This is a genomic window from Streptomyces cahuitamycinicus (genome assembly GCF_002891435.1).
GTDB lineage: Bacteria > Actinomycetota > Actinomycetes > Streptomycetales > Streptomycetaceae > Streptomyces > Streptomyces cahuitamycinicus.
The window spans coordinates 1-17,644 of record NZ_POUC01000150.1 but is presented as its reverse complement, the minus strand read 5'-3'; the positions used below and the strand labels follow the sequence as shown (position 1 = coordinate 17,644).

Here is a 17,644-nt window from a genome sequence, read left to right as displayed (position 1 = left end):
GTGCCGGGCGGCATCGCCGTGCCCGCGGGCATCACCGCGCCCGGGCCGGGCGCCGTGCCCGGCGTCGGCCGCGCACCCGGGGCCGGCCGCGCGTCCTTCGGCGTGGGCTCGGGCGACTCCGGCACGGCGCGCAGCTCGAACGTGGGTAGGGGTCCGTCGGCCGGCTGCGGCTCGGGCACGGCCCGCGGCGGGAACGTCGGGGCCGCACCGCGGCCGGTCTCCGGCAGGGGACGCAGCACGTGCGTGGCACTGTCGCTGTGGGCCGGAGGGAACTGCTGCGGCTCGGGCGGAGCCGTGGCCTCACTCCGGGCGTGCTGCCGCTCCGCCGGCGTACCGGTGGCCTCGCCCCGGGCGTGCTGCTGCTCCTGCGGCGTCGTGGCGACCGGCTCTGCCGTGAAGTGGCTGGAGCCGTCCGGGTCGACCTGGAGCGGGACGACGTAACCGATGCGCTCGTCGCGGATCGTGGCGAGGACGGGGTGGCCGGTGGCCAGGGCGATGTGGTGGAGCCGGTTCAGGACGGCCCGCTGGATCTCCTCACCGGGAGCCGCGAAGACCGGGACGCCACCGACGGAGGCGCTGTCGGACACCCCTCCGGGTCCCCCTCCCACGTCCGTGCCGGACCCGGGGACATGGACGTCGATCGGCGCCGCCGGGGTCGCCGCGTGTGCGGCCTGCTTCTGTTCCCGCTTCTTCTCGCGGCTGAGTCGCGACATCGTCCCCTCACTGGGCGTCGTGCACCTACTGTCGAGTGTGTCCGCTCGCCCCCGTTTCTCACGTCACCACGGTGTCACAGGCTCGTCCCAAGGGACGCCGGCCCCGGACGGTCGTCAGCGACGGCATGAAGACCGGGCATACGAGGGAGGAGAGGGGCATGCACACAGGCGCGCGACAGGGACCGGAGATCTGGCTGCGCGGCCCGGTGACCACCCCGGAGCCGGGGCCGCCCGAGCCCGCGCACGCCCATGCCGCGGCACGGCGTTTCTCCTGGGTCGGCACGCACGGCGGCGCGGGCGTCTCCACGCTCGCCACGGTCTACGGCGGCCACGACTGCGGCCGGTCCTGGCCCGGGCCCGGCGATCCCCCGTCGGTGCTGCTGGTCGCGCGAACGCACGCGGCCGGCCTGGACACGGCGGCCGGGGCGGTGGAACTCTTCCGGCGCGGCCAGGCTCCGCCGGGGCTCGACCTGGACGCGATCGTCCTCGTGGCGGACGCCCCGGGGCGGCTGCCGCGCCCGCTCGCCCAGCGGGTCAGATCGCTGGAGTCGGTCATCGACGTGTACCGCGTGCCGTGGATGCCGTCCTGGCGGCTCGGTGAACCGGGACGTCCGCCGCGCGAGACGCAGGCCCTGGCCCGCCTGACGGGAGCGGCACGCTGACGGCACTGCCTGTGTCTGCCGTACCCCTGGGCGGTACCGGGGCGGGAGGCGCTGCTGCTGGCGGCGGCACGGGAGACGTGATGGACACCCCTGGCGCTTTTAGTTGCATGCACATACGATGCACATGCATGCAACCGTCGATGCCGAGTTCTCCAGAGGGGCACCCATGACCCGCCGTTTCCTTTTCGTCCTGGGCAGTGCTCGCGCCGAGGGCAACTCCGAGCTGCTGGCCCGCCGGGCCGCCGAGCAGCTTCCCCCGGACGTCGGGCAGGAGTGGATCGACCTCACCGAGCTTCCGGTACCGGACTTCGAGGACCTGCGGCACGACAGCGACCACGTCCGCCCGACCGAGGGCAACGTGGCCCGGCTGCTCGACGCCACGCTCGCGGCGACGGACATCGTGATCGTCTCGCCCCTGTACTGGTACTCGGTCTCCGCACAGACCAAGCGCTACCTCGACTACTGGTCGGGCTGGCTGCGCACGCCGGGCCTCGACTTCAAGGCGACCCTGGCCGGCCGCACCCTGTGGGGCGTCACCGCCCTCGCGCACACCCAGGAGGTGGTCGCCGACCCGCTCGTCGGGACGCTCCACAACTCCGCCGCGTACATGGGGATGCGCTTCGGCGGGGTGCTGCTGGGCAACGGCAGCAAGCCCGGTGACGTACTGACCGACGACGCGGCTCTGACGCGCGCCAAGACCTTCTTCGAGCAGGAGGCGCCCCTGGCCAGGTTCCTGTACGAGGACTGAGCGCTGCGCGGTGACGTTCTTCGCCGTCAAGCGCGCCCACGCCGCCGACCCGAACACCGCCGCGTACAGGGCATGGAGGCCGTCAGCGTGCGGATGGTGGTGGTCTTGCCGGAGCCGTTGGGGTCGAGGAAGCCGAAGAGGCTGTCCGCCGGGACGGTCGGGTCGAGACCGTCGACGACGAGCTGCCCGCCGGAACGGTCAGACCGAGACCGTCGACGGCAAGCTGTCCGCCGCCGTAGCGCTGGGTGAGCGCGTGGGTGGCGATGACCGGTTCCCCGGTCTCGGCCCGCGTCTCACGCTGCTCCGGTTCTCCGGCGGACACCTCGCCCATCGGCTTCCTCGTTCTCTCGATGTCCCGTGCGGCTGCGGGACCTACTTGGCGGCGTCGGCCGCCTTCACGAGCGCGTCCTTGGTGACCAGGCCCGCGTAGACCTTGCCGTCGTCGGTGACGAGGGCGTTGACCAGGCGGGTCGAGAAGACCGTGCCCGAGCCGAACTTGCCCTGGACCTTGTCGCCGAGCGAGTCGATGAAGCCGCCGAACTCGCCCCCGGCCTTGCCCGAGGGCATGCCCTCGCCGCCGGTGTCGAAGGTGGCTATGGCGGTCCAGCCCTCGCCGATGGTCTTCATGCCGCCGGGACCCTGGCCGGAGTCCTTCCCGGCCTTGGGGGCGTGGCCCGGCGCCTCGCCCAGGTCGAAGGGCTTGCCGGGGGCCTTGCGCGGCGTGTCGCCCGAGGCCTTGCCGGATGCCTTGCCGGCGTCCTTCTCCTCGGTGACCTTCGCCCCCTTGGGCGGGGCGAAGTCGAAGGTGGAGGCGGCCGGCCTGGCGAAGCTCACCTTCGTGAAGCCCGCGTCGACGACGGCCGAGCCACCGCTCGCCGGGGTCAGCGTGAACTTCAGCGGCATGCCGGTCTTCGCGTCCACGGCCACGGTGATGGCGCCGACCGTCGAGCCGGACTGCTTCGGCTTGACGACCAGCTTGTAGGCGTCCCGGCCGGCGACCTGGGCGGTGCCGTCGACGGTCACGGACGTGGTGTCGTCGACCGCCTTCAGGGCCTCCTCGGCGAAGTCCTTGGGCATGGCCGGCGTCTGCTGGTCCTTGCCGCGCTCCGGGCTGTCGGAGGAGGTGCCGTGGTAGACCTCGTTGGACTTGCTGTCGTAACCCCAGACGTCCTTGCCGTTGTGGATGAGGCTGTACTCGGCGGCGTTCTCCAGCAGCGACAGTTTCTGCTTGTCCGGGCCGTCTGCCGCGACGCGCAGGGTGTGCGTGCCGGAGGCCAGTTCGGTGAGCTTGGCCGTCGGGTCGGCGGAGGAGCCGCCCTCGCCCTTGCCCGCGGCACCGGACAGCAGGCCCGACTCCAGGCCGCCGAGGTTCGGCAGTCCGAGGTCCGTGCTGATCTTCACCGTGCCGGACAGCTGCTGGACGTCCGACTTGGCGATCTTCTCGATGAGTTGCTGTGCGGTGATCTTCGGGAGGTCGGGGTCCCCGGAGTCGGCGAGCGCGGGGACCAGCCCGATCGTCGCGGCGGCCACCCCCACCACCGTGACCGGGACGATGTACCGCGCGGCTTTGCGCCGCACGGAGCGCTGCTCGTCGCCCTCTCCGGCGGTCGTGCTGTCGTCGGATGCGTACGGTGCCATGTGTGCCCTACCTCCGTGATCGGCGGCGGCTGTCCGTGTCGTCCACGCACTCGTCCCTGAGCCGCCATTCTCACCCGAACAGGTGAGGAGTGGTGTCTTTCCGTGGTGTCCATCTGACCAAATCGGCCAGGGAGATACGTCAGACCCCGGGCTCAACTCCGTGTACTGCTGGGGTATGACACGGAAGGGCTGCTTCTCCCCCGACCCGTAGGGGTCGGACGGGAAAGGGCCCTAGCCGGCCCGGTGCACCACCGCGTCGCACAGCTCCAGGAGCGCCGTCTTCGCGGTGCACTCCGGCAGGGGTGCGAGCGCCGAACGGGCGTCCTGGGTGTAGCGGACGGTGTCCTGTCGGGCCTGCTCCAGCGCCGGGTGGGCCCGCAGCAGGCGCAGGGCCTCGGCGTGCCGGGCGTCGTCGGTGAGGTCGGAGTCGAGCAGGTCGCACAGGGCGGCGTCCTCGGCGAGTCCGAGCCGGGCCGCCCGCTCGCGCAGCCGCAGCACCGGCAGCGTGGGGATGCCCTCGCGCAGGTCGGTGCCCGGCGTCTTGCCGGACTCGTGGGAGTCGGAGGCGATGTCCAGGACGTCGTCCGCGAGCTGGAAGGCGACGCCGAGCCGCTCGCCGTACTGGGTCAGGACGTCCACGACCGTGTCGTCGGCGCCGGACATCATCGCGCCGAACCGGCACGACACGGCGACCAGCGAGCCGGTCTTGCCGCCCAGCACGTCGAGGTAGTGCTCGACGGGGTCCCGGCCGTCCTGCGGTCCGGCCGTCTCCAGGATCTGGCCGGTCACCAGCCGCTCGAACGCCTCGGCCTGCACCCGCACGGCCTCCGGGCCGAGGTCGGCCAGGATGTGCGAGGCGCGGGCGAAGAGGAAGTCGCCGGTGAGGACCGCGACGGAGTTGTCCCAGCGGGCGTTCGCGCTCGCGACGCCGCGGCGCACGGAGGCCTCGTCCATCACGTCGTCGTGGTACAGCGTGGCGAGGTGGGTCAGCTCCACGACGACGGCCGACGGCACGATCCCGGGCGCGTACCGGTCACCGAACTGGGCGGAGAGCATCACCAGCAGGGGGCGGAACCGCTTGCCCCCGGCCCGCACCAGGTGCTGGGCGGCCTCCGTGATGAAGGGCACCTCGCTCTTGGTGGCCTCGAGCAAGCCTTCCTCGACAGCCGCCAGTCCGGCCTGGACATCGGCTTCCAGAGCCTGGTCCCGCACGCTCAGCCCGAACGGCCCGACGTCGGTCACGAGGGGTCTCCTGTCTGCTGTGTCTGCCGGTGGTTACGCGGATTGTCGATAGGTCGCTGCCCACACTCCGGCCAGCGTATCCGGTCACGTTTCGATCACCGCCAGCACCCAGGGTTACAGGCCGGGCGGTATCCGATCACGACCGTTATGTTTTCGATCAACCTATAAGAACAGATATAAATCGACTTACCCAGAGATAGCGAACTATGCACGATTTGCCGCGAAGAGTCGGTGAATTCCTCTTGGTGGAAATTGCCCCACAGGCTCGTGATCAGTGAGTTGAATCACTTACTCCCCCTTTCCGCCCCGCCTCGACATCGGCCCGTACCACCTTCCCCCGAACGCCAGTTGAGCCTTGGCTGCCGCAAAGGATCAAGCGGCCAAAACATCCCCGACCAAGGTCAACCGCTCGATATGTGACTGAGGCGCTTGTTCCCGACATGTGCTCTCGCATACGTTCCCGGCCTGTCCGGCGGACGCCCAATCCTGCCGCCGCCCGGACTCCCCACCAACCGACTCACTCACGCAGGGCAGGAGCGGGGGACCCAGGTAAGTCGCCGGTCCGCACAGCGGCACGGCTCGGGGTGAAGCCGCGTACGGCACACAGCACCGTACGCGGCCGGGCACCTCCCGGCCCGAACCCGACAGCTCACCTCGCAGGCGCCGGAGAGGAATATCGTCATGGCCGGACGAGGCAAGCACCGTCGCCCCAGAACCAACCCGCTCACCCGAGGCTTCATCGCCGCCGGTACCGGAGGAGCCGCACTCACCCTGCCGCTCCTCGGTGCCACGCAGGCGAGCGCCGCCGAACCCCAGAGCGCACCCGCCGCCGCACAGTCCGTGCCGCAGGCGGCCCAGCCCGCCAAGTCCCTCCCGTACACCGTGGTCAAGGGCGACTCACTTGCCCGCATCGCGGACAAGTACGACGTCTCGGGCGGCTGGAAGCAGCTGTACAAGGACAACCGCGCGGCCGTCGGTGACGACCCGAAGCTGATCCACCCGGGTCTGAAGCTGACGGTGAAGACCACCAAGACGGACACCGCGAAGAAGACGGCGACCAAGTCGTCCGCCCCCGCCAAGCCGGCCGCCAAGCCCGCCGGCGGCGTCACCCAGGCCACCCAGGCGTCCGTGAAGACCTACCCGGACAACCTCGACGGGTGGATCCGCGAGGCGCTGGACATCATGGCGCAGAAGGGGATCCCCGGGTCCTACGACGGCATCCACCGCAACATCATGCGTGAGTCGTCCGGCAACCCCCAGGCGATCAACAACTGGGACTCCAACGCAGCCAAGGGCACCCCGTCCAAGGGTCTCCTCCAGACCATCGACCCGACCTTCCAGGCCTACCACGTGGACGGCACGTCGTGGGACCCGTACGACCCGGTCGCCAACATCACCGCGGCCTGCAACTACGCGGCCGACCGCTACGGCTCGATCGACAACGTCAACGGCCCGTACTGAGCCACCCCGCCCAGCAGTCGTTCGAGGACGACGGCGATGCCGTCGTCCTCGTTCGACAGGGTGACCTCGTCGGCCACGGCCTTGAGTTCGGGATGGGCGTTGGCCATCGCCACGCCGTGGCCGGCCCAGTCGAACATCGGGATGTCGTTGGGCATGTCACCGAAGGCGATGGTGTCCGCCGGTCGCAGCCCCAGATGCTCGGCGGCCAGCGCCAGGCCCGTCGCCTTGGTGATCCCGCACGGCTGGAGTTCGACCGTGCCGGGCCCCGACATCGTCACCGTCGCCAGTGAGCCGACCACCGAGCGGGCCGTCGCCGCCAACTCGTCGTCCGACAGATGGGGATGGCGCAGCAGCACCTTGCTGATGGATTCACCCCACAGTTCGTCGCGGCGGTCGACCCGCACGGCGGGCAGGGTCGGGTGCGGCATCAGGTAGCCCGGCTCGATCAGCGTGAGCCCGTCGACCCCGTCCTGGTCGACCGCCGCGTACACCTGCCCCACCTCGGCCTCGATCTTGCCCAGGGCGGTCTCCGCCAGCTCCCGGTCCAGGGTGATGGACCACAGCAGCCGGTCCGCGCCGGCGTCGTACACCTGCGCGCCCTGCCCGCACACCGCGAGCCCCGTCGCACCGAGGTCGTCCAGGAGCGGCCGCACTCTCGGCGCCGGCCGGCCCGTCACCACGAGGTGCTGGGCACCGGCGTCCGCCACCCGCGCGAGCGCGGCGAGAGACCGGTCGGAGAGGGTGTCGTCGCCGCGCAGCAGCGTCCCGTCCAGATCGGTGGCGATGAGTGAATATGCGATGGGTGCGGCCATGATCAGAGAATACGGACAGCGCGCCCCTTCGTTTCATCGTACGACCCACGCGGATTGCCCGGTTGAAGGCCTCTGCACCGGTTGGCAACAACATGCTCCGCTACCTACCCGTGGGGCCGCATCGAGCGGTACCTTCCAAGTGTCCAGGGGGGACTTGATCGGGGGGTCGGGTTGAGCAGTGGGCGCATTCGTGTGGCCGGGCCCGGGGAGCTCGGCGAAGGGGAGAGGGAGCGCTGGCGTGCGCTGCGGGCGGCCTGCGAGGCACCGCGCAACCCCTTCATGGAGCCGGAGTTCACAGAAGCCGTCGGCCGGGTCAGGCCCAGGGCGCGGGTGGCCGTGGTGTACGAGGGGCTGGAACCGGCCGGGTTCCTGCCCTATGAGCGTGGCCCGTTGGGGCAGGGCCGGGCGATCGGCCTCGGTGTCTCGGACGCCCAGGGCGCGATCCTGCGGCCGGGCCTGGACCTGGAGACGGACCAACTGCTGAGGGCTTGCTCGGTGTCGAGCTTCGCCTTCGACAACCTGGAGGCCGAGCAGCGGCTGTTCGTCCGGTACGCGGCCGAGGAGCACGCCACCTACGTCATCGACGTGGAGAAGGGCTACGAGACGTACGAGTCGGTGCTGCGCGCACAGTCGCCGAAGTTCCTGAAGACCACGCTGGCCAAGGAGCGCAAGCTGGGTCGGCACGCCGATGACCTGCGGTTCGTGTTCGACGAACGCGAACCGGCCGCGCTGCGCACGCTCATGGAGTGGAAGTCCGCCCAGTACCGCAGGACCGGCCGCCGGGACCGGTTCGCCCAGGAGTGGATCACCCGGCTCGTCGGGCAGCTGGCCCGGACCCGGGCACCGGAGTGCAGCGGCACGCTGTCGGTGCTGTACGCCGGTGAGCGACCCGTCGCCGCGCACTTCGGGCTGCGTTCGTCCTCGGTGCTGGCCTGCTGGTTCCCGGCGTACGACCCGGAGTTCGCGAAGTTCTCACCCGGTCTCGTGCTGCACCTGCGCATGGCCGAGGCGGCGGCCGCCGACGGCATCGGCACGCTCGACCTGGGACGGGGCGCGGCCGAGTACAAGGACGCGCTGAAGACGGGCGAACTGCCCGTGTACGAAGGTGCGGTGACCCGGCCGGGGGCCGGCGCGGCACTGCACTGGCTGAGCCGCGAGCCCACACGCCGCGCGCACAGCTTCGTCCGCGGCAGGCCGCGGCTCGCGTCGCTGGCAGCGCGGACGCTGAAGGGCGCGGCTCGGCTGCGCCGTACCTGACACACAAGGGGGGTGGGCGCATGGCCCGTTCGGCGCGTGCGCAGGAGGAGATCCGGCGGTTCCTGGACATCGGGGCGGTACAGGTCGCCGAGCTGGAGCTCGACGGTGACCAGGCGGCGCTCAGGCCCGGTCCAGGGAGCCCGCCCGTGACGCACGGCGAGGTGTTCGTGCTGGTCAGGAGGGGCGGCCGGCCGGTGGGCACGCTGCTCGGGCGAGTGCCGGAGGGGGCGGATCCCAGGGCCGTGCTGGCGGAGCGGGCGCGGGCGGAGTACGGGCCGGCCGTCTTCGGCGGACCCGGGGAGCCGCCGTTCACGAGTGTCGTCGTCGCCACCCGGGAGCGCGCCGGGCAGCTGGCCCGGGCGCTGGACTCGCTGCTGGCGCAGGACCATCCGCGGTTCGAGGTCGTCGTCGTCGACAACGCGCCCGTCACGAACGAGACGCGGGAGCTGATCGAGCGGAAGTACGCCGAGCGCGTGCGCTACGTCCGTGAGCCTGTTCCGGGGCTCGCGGGCGCGCACAACGCGGGGCTGGACGCCGTGCACGGCGAGGTGGTCGCCTTCACCGACGACGACGTGGTCGCCGACCCGCGCTGGCTGACCGAGCTGAGCGCGCCCTTCGCCGCCGACGCCGGGCTGGGGTGCTGCACCGGGCTGATCCTGCCCGCGCGCCTGACCACCCCGGCCCAGGTGCTGCTGGAGAGCCACGGCGGCTTCGCCAAGGGCTTCACTCCAAGGACGTACGACCCGGCGCGTCCTCCGGGCGACGAGCCGCTGTTCCCGTTCACGGCGGGGCGGTTCGGCTCGGGCGCGAACATGGCGTTCCGGACGGCGGTGCTGCGTTCCGTCGGCGGTTTCGACCCGGCCACCGGCGCCGGTACGGCCGCCCGCGGCGGTGACGACCTCTACGGTTTCGTGCGCGTCCTCGCCCAGGGCCACCGGCTGCGCTACACGCCGTACGCCCTGGTCTGGCACCACCACCGGGAGACCTGGCGGGACCTGGAGACCCAGGCGTACGGCTACGGAGCCGGACTCACCGCCTATCTCACCGCGGTGCTCGTGAACCGGCCCGCGCTGCTGCCGGCGTTCCTCGCCCGGCTGCCGCGAGGTCTGGCCCACGCCCGCACGCTGACCGCCGTACGCGAGACGGAGGGCGGTGGGACGCCGGGTGATCACGACGTGCGGACGCACCCCTGGCCGCGGCGGCTGTCGCGGTTGCAGCGCAGGGGGATGCTGTACGGCCCGGTCGGCTATCTGAAGGCGCGTCGCGCGCTGCGCGCGACGTCTCGTGACGGCTCATGACGGCTCACGACGCGGCTCACGAGGGCTCATGACGGCTCGTGACGGCTCGTGACGGCTCGTGACAAGACAGCTCAGGGGGCGAGATGGAAACGGACGGCAGAGGCCGGGCGGAGCGGGGAGCGCGGGAGGGTGAGGGGCCGATAGCCCCGCCGCATGCCCACGGCACTCCCGCCATCCCCGTCTTCCTGTACCACTGCGTGGTGGACGATCCGCCGGACTGGATCGCCGAGTTCACGGTCACTCCGAAGCAGTTCGGCGCGCATCTCGATGCCGTGGTCCGCAGCGGGCGTACGCCCGTGACCATCAGCGCGATCGCCGATCACCTGGCCGGGCGGGCGCCGCTGCCGCCCCGGCCCGTACTGCTCACCTTCGACGACGGGTTCGCCGATCTGCCCGGCCCCACCGCCGAGGCCCTGGCCGAACGCGCGCTGCCCGCCACCGCCTACCTCACCACCGGCGCCATCGCCCCGGGCGGCCGCAGCCTGCTGCCGCCCGCCCCGATGATGCCCCTGGCCCGGGCGGCGGAGCTGGAACGTTCCGGCATGGAGATCGGCAGTCACACCGTCACGCACGCGCAGCTCGACACCCTGTCCGTCAAGGCCCTGGCGTACGAACTGCGCACCTCCAAGGCCGTGCTGGAGGACGCCCTCGGGCACGAGATCCGGCACCTGGCCTACCCGCACGGCTACAACAGCCCCCGGGTACGGGCGATGTCGGCCCGGGCCGGCTACGAGACGGCGACCGCCGTACGGCACGCGCTCAGCTCCGACCGCGACGAGCGGTACCGCATCGCCCGGCTCATCGTCCGGCGCACCCACACCGTCGCCGACGTCGAGGGCTGGCTGGCGGGGGCGGGCGCACGCGTCGCGCCGTACCGCGACGGGCCGAAGACGATCGCGTGGCGCTGGTACCGACGGGCCCGTGCGGTGGTGCACGGGCCCGAGTTCGCGGGCTGACCCCGGCCGGGCGGGCCGAGGTCTGCCCGCGCTACCTCCGCGGCTGGTTGAGGTACGGGTCGGAGACCGCCTTGCGCAGGCTGTCCCAGGCCGCGTCGTTGGCCAGGGCCAGGTTGCAGTGCGGCCCGGGGTCGCGGTAGTTCCACTGGAGGGCGGCCTTGACGCCCTCCAGGCCCTTCAGGACTCCGGGCACCTGCGCGTACCACTCGGCCTGCCGCTGCGGGCGGGCCGAGTCCGCGGCGGTGCCGAACTCGGAGAGCATCAGCGGCTTGTCGTCGGAGATGTTGGCGCGGATCCAGTCGTGCGTGGTGTTCTGGGTCTGCGCGAAGGTCAGCCAGCCCGCTTCGTGACAGCGGTAGTAGTTGTACTGGTTGTAGCCGACCCAGTCGACGTAGTCGTCGCCCGGGTACATCTTCTTGATGTCGTCGGCGTGGTCGAGGTACCCAGTGGTGATCCACGTCCACACCACGTTGTCGACGCCCAGTTCGCGGAACCGGTCGTGGATGTGCCGGTAGGCCTTCACGTAGTCGGCCGGCGTGCCGTTGTCCGGGGTGCGGGTGTCCATCTCCAGGTCGAAGGAGAGGAACACCTTCTTGCCGTAGTCCTTGATGCGGCGGGCCTGGACGTCGATGACCTTGTCGTCCAGCTCGCCGGCGGCGATCTGCTTCCAGGTCGGCTGCTGCCGCTTCGTGCCGCCCCACCACTTGCTCTCCCAGGACAGCAGCAGCAGGTGGTCCTCGCCGACGCGCTGCTCCTCCGGGGTGAGCAGCTGGCCCTCGCGCCGGGTGCCCGAGGCCAGGGACATGTCGTGGTACGTGTACACGATGTCGAGCTCGCGGCCCACGCGCTTCTCGTAGGCGCGCACCTTCTCCGGCAGGTCGTCCCGCTCGTGTGGCACGAACGCCCCGAACCAGGCGCCGCAGGGCGGTTCCAGGAGGGCCGTGGGGCGGCAGTCCGCGTCGGGTCCGGCTGCTCCAGGCCCCGGCCCGGAGGCGTCCCGGAGGGCGAGTACGGCGACGAGGACCGCACTGACCACCGTGGCGGACGTGATCAGCAGCCGGCGCCGGCTCGACGCGAACGGGCCGGAGGTCGGCTGGCCTCCGGGGGGTTTGCGGTGCTGTCCGGCCGGGTCCGGATCGCGGCGAAAGGGGCGGTGGAGACGGTTGAACCTCACTGAGCGGAACCCTTCGGTGTCCTCGGCGTCGTCCTCGGCGGCGGGGAGGCGCGCAGCGGCGGACAGAACGCGGCGAGTGTGGTCAGCAGCGTCAGCGTCAGCAACATCCGCTGCGCGCTGAAGGTGTGCGTGGCGATCAGCACGGTGGCGACGAGCATCACGGCGCCGATGCTCAGGAACAGCGTCAGCATCAGCCGCTCCAGCAGGTCGGAGTGGCGGGCGAAGCCCGGGTCCCGGCGCTCCACGGGCCCTTCGGCGGGCCGCGCCCCCAGGGCGGGGGCGCAGACTCTGACCACGGCCGCGCCCGGCCCCGCCGCCAGGAAGAGCGCGACCGCGGCGCCCCGCAGCGGCGATCCGCCGGGCAGGGCGAGCGCGGCCAGCGCCAGCCAGCCGCCGAACGGGGGCAGCATCCGGACCACGAGTTCCTGCGGTGTCATCGCTCCGCTCCCCCTGACTGCTTCAGCACGTAGAGCCATCCGGCGCCGTTCTCCGCCACCAGTCGGAAGCGCGGCGAGGCGGCGACGGACGCCCGGATGCGGTCCAGCTGCGCCTTGTCGAGCTGCCCGTTCATCTCGGAGTTGGCCAACTGCCCCTGGGTGAGCAGGAAGTAGGCCCGGGCCGGCCGCTCCACCCCGGCCATGTCATCGGCGAGGGTGGCGGCCGGGTCCCGGACGATCTTGTCGACGTGGCTGCGGGCGTCGTCGAGGAACCAGTAGTGGTCGATGCTCCCGTAGGAGGCGTACGCGTCCGGGTAGTTGCGGTTGGCGGCGACGACCAGCGAGCCGCCTGGCGCCTGGTCGAAGAGCTGCCGTACGAGCGCCACTTCCTGCGGCGGGAAGTAGTTGATCCGGTCCTTGCCGGAGTAGGCGGGGACGAACACCAGGGTTCCGCCGAGCAGCGCGGCCAGCGGCACCCACGTGCCGATGGCCCACCGGCGGGCCGTAGCGGGGCGGGTGGCCCGCCCGTCGCCGGTCTCCTGCGCGGCGGCGTCGGTGGCGTCGTCGGCGGCGGCGGCCAGTGTGCGGACCTTGGGCAGCAGTGCCGCGGCGGCGAAGAAGGCGGCGCCGGGCAGCATGAACAGCAGCACCCGGAAGATCATCTCGCTGCCGTAGCTGCTCGCCGCGAACATCGGCAGCGGGGCCGCCGCGACCAGCAGCAGGGGCCGCGCGCGGTGGCGCAGCACCCGTTGGCGCAGCACGCCGACGGCCGCGAGCAGCAGCACGGAGCCGGACAGCAGCCGGGCCGCCCAGGAGGTCGCTATCGCTCCGGTGCCGGTCGGGGTGGCGCCGTAGCCCGTCTCGACGTTGGCGCCGACGTCGCCGATGGAGCGGATCATGTCCGGCATCGCCGCGGACAGGAAGGGCAGCGCGGCCGTGAGGCACCAGGCCAGGAAGATCACGACGGTCATGACCAGCGGGACCCAGTCGCGGTAGCGGCGGCTCAGACACAGGGCGAGCAGGCAGACGGCCAGCATGCCCGGGGTGAGCTGGTGGGAGATGACGATCGCCACGATCATGACGGAGATCACCACCGTCCACACCGCCTGCCGCGGCCGGCCGCGCCGCACGGCGGACCGGCCGAAGCGGCGCAGGACGACGGCCAGGACGCCCACGTGCAGCGCGTAGGCAACGGATTGCGGGGAGAAGTAGTCCTGCCCGACCCAGTTGGCGACGTAGAAGAGCCAGACCGCGGTCCAGATCAGCCGCCGGTCCTCGGTGAAGGTGCGGTAGATCAGCACCAGCGGGAGCAGCAGCATCAGGCTGGAGACCAGGGGCCACCAGGCCATGAACATCGTCGCCGAGTCCACGCCCAGCAGCCGCTGCAGGGCGGCCTGAGCGGCGAAGAAGCCCGGCCACTGGTCGTACACCGCCATGTCGCCGACCTGATCGGCCGACTGCAGACCGCCGGCCGACAGCAGGTGGTCGATGACCGCCTCGTGCTTCCACGCCCAGGCGTACAGCGGCGTCGGGTAGAGCACGGCCTGCGTGGCCCGCTCCATCACCAACAGGCCCAGCACGTACGCCGCCGACCAGGCGCCCGGCCGGCGCGCGTCGCGGACCGTGAACCAGAAGCCGGTGGTGAGCACCGCGAGCCCCGCCCAGAAGGTCGGGTGCAGCGCGCTGACCAGCCCGTAGTCGTCGAGCCGCGAGATGTCGGTGTGCCGCATGGCGTACGCCCAGAGCGCTAGCGCGACGAGCAGCGGCACACCCGGCCAGGCGACTGCGCGGGGCCCCGGCCGGGCGGGAGGCAGGTCGGACAGATCCGTCACGGGCTCATGGGCGGGGCTCGACGACTCCGAGGAGGAGGGGCTGGAGGACTGGCTGGCCGTCTCGGGGCCGCTGCCGGAGGTTTTCGCGCCGTCCCGTGCAGGTGTGGGTTCTGGCGTGGATCTCTCCCTCGGTGTGACTGGCGGACGCACGGTGGTTCCCCCCTGGCGGTTGCTCTCTTCGGCTCTGTTCGGCTGTGTTGGCTCTGTTCGGCTGTGTTGGCTGTGGCGACTCTGTTCGGCTGTGTTGCCGTGGCGGCTCAGTTCGGCTCGGGCGGCTCTGTCGGCCCGGAGCCCGGATCGGTTTCGGTTTCGGGCTCGGTCAGTCGGGGGGTGGGCCGCTCGGTGGTCCGTCGGCCGTTCGGTCGGCTATGGGGCTCGGTGAGGCTGTGGTGCGGGAGCGCGCCCACGCCGTCACTGCGCGGTGGAGCAGCAGGAGCAGCAGGAGGGCGACGAGCAGAGGCGGTGCGAGGGGTGCGAGCGCGTCACGCCACACCCAGCCGCCGACCGCGACGAGATACAGAACCCCCCAGCGCCCCGGCCATGGCAGCCGCCCGCCCGCGCTCGCGAGCAGCAGCCCCAGTGGTACGAGACACAGCAGCTGGCAGACCGGCGGCGCCCAGCGCAGCATCGGCTCGGGCCCGCCGAGCCCCAGCGCGTCCGCCAGGAAGCCGGCCGCCTTCTCATACAACGCCCCGTCCACCGGCCGCGGTTCCCGTCCGAGGGCGGCCGGTGCGGTGTACAGGGCGATGAGGGCGGCGCCCAGCGCCGTGCCGGGGAGCCACGGGTCGCGCCGGGTGCTCAGCGTGACGGCGGCGACGAACACCACGAGCAGCAGACCGCCCGCGGTGAGCGACGGCAGGGGCATGCCCTCCAGCAGCTGACGTCCGGTCAGAGCCGTTTCGGATGCCCGGTCGAGCCACGGCAGGTCCCGCAGCGGGGCCCAGAAGAACACGACGGCGACACCGAGCAGGCTCCACAGGGCGCCTCTCAGCCGCCGCTCCCGCGGCTCCTTATCCGGTTCCCCGGGGTCGTGGGGCGGTGGTTGCCCGGTCGGCCCCTCCGGTCGCACGATCAGCGCCAGCGTGTCCGCCTGCAGCGCCTCGCGCTCATAGCCGGGGCGCCCTATGAAAAGAGTGACCGTGTCCTGGTCGTTCTCCTTGGGCTGGCAGGCGGCGCGGCGGGCCCAGCTCGTGCCGTATCCGGCGGTGGCGTTGAGTTTCGCCCAGTGGGTGCCGTAGGAGGGGGCGGCGGGCGTACGGACGGCGGGCGCCCCGTCGTCGTGGCGCAGGGCCGCGCGCAGCCCGGCCATGGAGACGACGGCGATCAGCGTCATGCTCAGCAGCACCGCCCAGCCCGCGCCCGCGATCCCGGACGGGGCGAACAGCACGGCAGCGCTGCCCAGCACCAGGACGCACATGGCCCCTTGGAGCGCGGCGAGCACACCCGTGCGCCCCTGGACGCGCAGCACGCCGATGTAGAGCTCCACCACCACCCGCGGCAGCGCGCCGAGGGCGAGCAGCCGCAGCACGGTCGAGCCGTGCTCGGCGTAGTCGGGGCTGAAGGGCGTGAGGATGTACGGGGCGAAGACGACCAGCACCAGTACGACCGGGACCAGCAGCAGCGTCATGCGCCGCAGGGCGCCCCGGACGCCGTCGGCGAGCTGGCGCGGGTCGTGCGAGGCGTGCGCGGTGAGCGACGAGGCCATGTTGATGGCCATGAACTCCATCGTGCCGCCGACTGTGTAGGCCACGTAGAAGTAGCCGTTCTCGGCGGCGCTGAAGCGGACCGCGACCATCACCGGCAGCAGGTTGATCATCGCCAGGCTGAACAGGGCGCCCAGGGAGTCCCCAGCCAGGAAGCGGCCCATGTCCTTGACCTTCGGGGGTTCCTTGTCGCCGTCGGCCTCCGCCTGCCGCGGGATGAGCCGGCGGAAGATCAGCCAGCCCAGCGGGAGCGTGGAGAAGGCGATCGCCACCGCCCAGGAGACGAAGATGCCGAGCACCGGCAGCGTGCCGGCGAAGACGGCCAGGAGGACCAGCTTCCCGACCGAGAACACCGCGTTCCCGGCGGGCACCCACTCCGCCTTGCGCAGTCCGGTGAGCACTCCGTCCTGGAGGGTGAGCAGCGCCCAGGCCACGCAGGCCGCGACGAACACCGCCCCCGCCATGGGCGCGCCCAGGGGCGCGTAGGACGCCCCCCAGGCGTCGAGCGTGAGCAGGAAGACGGCGGCCGCGAGCGCCACGATCAGCGAACTGGCCACATAGGTGCCACCCACCAGGCGCCCGGTCTGGCGGCCCGCTCGCGGGACGAAGCGGACGACGGCGCCGATCATCGTCGTCGCCGTGATGCTGGCGAGCAGCCGCATCGCGGCGATCGCGGCCGAGCCCTGGCCGACGGCCTCCTCCGTGTAGTAGCGGGCGGCCACCAGCCAGAATCCCAGGCCCAGTACGGCGGAGACGCCGGTGCTGAGCATGAGGAAGTAGGCGTTCTTGAAGAGCGAGTCGTGGGTGGGGTCGCCGTCGGCAGGCTTCGGTCCGCCGCCACCGGTGCGGGCGGCGGCGGGCTCGTGCACCTGGATCTCAGTCACGGGACTGTACCGGCCCTCCCGGTGTCGGCCTGCTCCCGGGCAGCTCTCCCTCTCCCGGCGCCGGCACCGGCCGCGCCCCGGACCGCTCCAGCACCTCGGCGACCGTCCGCGCCCGCAGCGGGTCCACGGGCAACGCGTGCCGGGCGAACCAGCGGGCCGCCTCGGGGGCCGGCGAGGGGTCGGTGAACTCCGCACCGGCGTAGTCGTCCAGGGGCGGGTCGTAGAGGTAGCCGACGACGATGCCCCGGCGCGCCAGAGCCGCCACCGCCGCGTCCCGGTCGGCCACGAACAGCGGCACACGGAACAACGGCTGCGTGCCGTGGGCGTCACGCGGCTTGGCCCAGGGCGTGGAGAGCAGCAGCTCCGTGCCCGCCCGGCAGGCGTCCAGGACGTCGTCCAGCCGGTCGAGCTTGTGCCCGATGCGCCGGAGCCGCAGCCGGCCGGCCTCCATGCGGTAGTCGTGCATGTCGACGCGCACCCACGGGTGGTGGGCGTCGAGCCCGGGCGTCTCGCGGGCGGCGAGGGCGAGTTCGTCCGGGCGCAGCGGCATCCGGATCTCCTCGCGGTCCGCCAGCCCCAGCAGCCGGATCGCGGCCCAGGCGGCGCGCCGCAGCCGCAGCCCGCGCACCGTCGCCTCCGCGTACGGCCGGACCAGGTAGGCGAGTTCGGCGCCGGCCCGGCGCGGCGCGAGCAGCCCGGCGCAGGTTTCCTCCACCGCCTCCCGCAGCCCTGGGTCGGCGAGCGCGAGCATGCCTCCGGCCTTGGCCCCGACGTGCTTGGACAGGCTGAACGCGGAGGCCTCGCCCCACGCCCCGACCGGCCTGCCC

At 72.1% G+C, this 17,644-nt stretch carries 14 protein-coding genes, 2 pseudogenes and 1 riboswitch; of the genes and pseudogenes, 6 read left to right on the top strand and 10 right to left on the bottom strand.

Annotated elements, in window-relative coordinates:
• Positions 1-713 (bottom strand): annotated as a pseudogene (locus C1J00_RS20835) (tetratricopeptide repeat protein); the annotation flags it as partial.
• A gap of 158 nt (positions 714-871) precedes the next feature.
• Between C1J00_RS20835 and C1J00_RS20830 the strand changes: the two are divergent.
• Together C1J00_RS20830 and C1J00_RS20825 are read left to right on the top strand one after the other, a co-directional pair.
• Positions 872-1,375, top strand: coding sequence for a DUF6668 family protein (locus C1J00_RS20830; RefSeq protein ID WP_102910580.1), 504 nt, complete (start codon positions 872-874; stop codon positions 1,373-1,375).
• Between the two features lie 166 nt (positions 1,376-1,541).
• Positions 1,542-2,123, top strand: a complete 582-nt coding sequence (locus C1J00_RS20825; RefSeq protein ID WP_102910579.1) for a flavodoxin family protein — start codon at positions 1,542-1,544, stop codon at positions 2,121-2,123.
• 83 nt (positions 2,124-2,206) lie between these two features.
• Here the strand turns inward: C1J00_RS20825 and C1J00_RS46895 are convergent.
• From C1J00_RS46895 to C1J00_RS20810, 3 genes and pseudogenes are all read right to left on the bottom strand, one after another.
• Positions 2,207-2,454 (bottom strand): annotated as a pseudogene (locus tag C1J00_RS46895) (hypothetical protein); the annotation flags it as partial.
• Positions 2,455-2,495: 41 nt separating this feature from the next.
• Complete coding sequence (locus C1J00_RS20815) at positions 2,496-3,761, bottom strand: LolA family protein (RefSeq protein ID WP_102910578.1); 1,266 nt, start codon at positions 3,759-3,761, stop codon at positions 2,496-2,498.
• 231 nt (positions 3,762-3,992) lie between these two features.
• Positions 3,993-5,003: a polyprenyl synthetase family protein gene (locus C1J00_RS20810; RefSeq protein ID WP_102910577.1), complete on the bottom strand. Its 1,011-nt coding sequence runs from the start codon at positions 5,001-5,003 to the stop codon at positions 3,993-3,995.
• A 500-nt stretch (positions 5,004-5,503) separates the two neighbouring features.
• A riboswitch (cyclic di-AMP (ydaO/yuaA leader) is annotated at positions 5,504-5,681 on the top strand.
• A gap of 3 nt (positions 5,682-5,684) precedes the next feature.
• Here C1J00_RS20810 and C1J00_RS20805 point away from each other — a divergent pair.
• Positions 5,685-6,464, top strand: coding sequence for a transglycosylase SLT domain-containing protein (locus C1J00_RS20805; RefSeq protein ID WP_102910576.1), 780 nt, complete (start codon positions 5,685-5,687; stop codon positions 6,462-6,464).
• On the opposite strand, the gene C1J00_RS20800 is transcribed toward C1J00_RS20805, so the two are convergent.
• Positions 6,428-7,276 carry an HAD family hydrolase gene (locus tag C1J00_RS20800; RefSeq protein ID WP_102910575.1) on the bottom strand — a complete coding sequence of 283 codons (849 nt, stop codon included), beginning with the start codon at positions 7,274-7,276 and terminating at the stop codon, positions 6,428-6,430. The two genes, C1J00_RS20805 and C1J00_RS20800, sit on opposite strands and share 37 nt — an antisense overlap.
• Before the next feature lie 171 nt (positions 7,277-7,447).
• Between C1J00_RS20800 and C1J00_RS20795 the strand changes: the two genes are divergently transcribed.
• From C1J00_RS20795 to C1J00_RS20785, 3 genes are all read left to right on the top strand, one after another.
• Positions 7,448-8,533 carry a GNAT family N-acetyltransferase gene (locus C1J00_RS20795; RefSeq protein WP_102910574.1) on the top strand — a complete coding sequence of 362 codons (1,086 nt, stop codon included), beginning with the start codon at positions 7,448-7,450 and terminating at the stop codon, positions 8,531-8,533.
• 20 nt (positions 8,534-8,553) lie between these two features.
• Positions 8,554-9,831 (top strand): glycosyltransferase family 2 protein, encoded by a 1,278-nt coding sequence (locus tag C1J00_RS20790; RefSeq protein ID WP_102910573.1) that lies wholly within the window; start codon positions 8,554-8,556, stop codon positions 9,829-9,831.
• A gap of 83 nt (positions 9,832-9,914) precedes the next feature.
• Entirely contained in the window at positions 9,915-10,787 is an 873-nt protein-coding gene (locus C1J00_RS20785) for a polysaccharide deacetylase family protein (protein WP_439333422.1), read from the top strand.
• A 31-nt stretch (positions 10,788-10,818) separates the two neighbouring features.
• Here the strand turns inward: C1J00_RS20785 and C1J00_RS20780 are convergent, their stop codons facing one another.
• From C1J00_RS20780 to C1J00_RS20760, 5 genes are all read right to left on the bottom strand, one after another.
• Positions 10,819-11,961 (bottom strand): glycosyl hydrolase, encoded by a 1,143-nt coding sequence (locus tag C1J00_RS20780; protein ID WP_245936429.1) that lies wholly within the window; start codon positions 11,959-11,961, stop codon positions 10,819-10,821.
• The gene (locus tag C1J00_RS20775) at positions 11,958-12,398 is read right to left on the bottom strand and encodes a hypothetical protein (RefSeq protein ID WP_102910572.1); all 441 of its coding nucleotides are present in this window, start codon (positions 12,396-12,398) and stop codon (positions 11,958-11,960) included. Before C1J00_RS20775 ends, C1J00_RS20780 begins: the two co-directional genes overlap by 4 nt.
• Positions 12,395-14,230 (bottom strand): glycosyltransferase, encoded by a 1,836-nt coding sequence (locus C1J00_RS20770; protein WP_102910571.1) that lies wholly within the window; start codon positions 14,228-14,230, stop codon positions 12,395-12,397. The genes C1J00_RS20775 and C1J00_RS20770 overlap by 4 nt, the downstream gene beginning before the upstream one ends.
• A gap of 319 nt (positions 14,231-14,549) precedes the next feature.
• The gene (locus C1J00_RS20765) at positions 14,550-16,817 is read right to left on the bottom strand and encodes a lipopolysaccharide biosynthesis protein (RefSeq protein ID WP_245936428.1); all 2,268 of its coding nucleotides are present in this window, start codon (positions 16,815-16,817) and stop codon (positions 14,550-14,552) included.
• Positions 16,810-17,644 (bottom strand): hypothetical protein (locus C1J00_RS20760; RefSeq protein ID WP_102910570.1); only part of this gene is annotated, 835 nt, incomplete at its 5' end. The genes C1J00_RS20765 and C1J00_RS20760, both read right to left, overlap by 8 nt.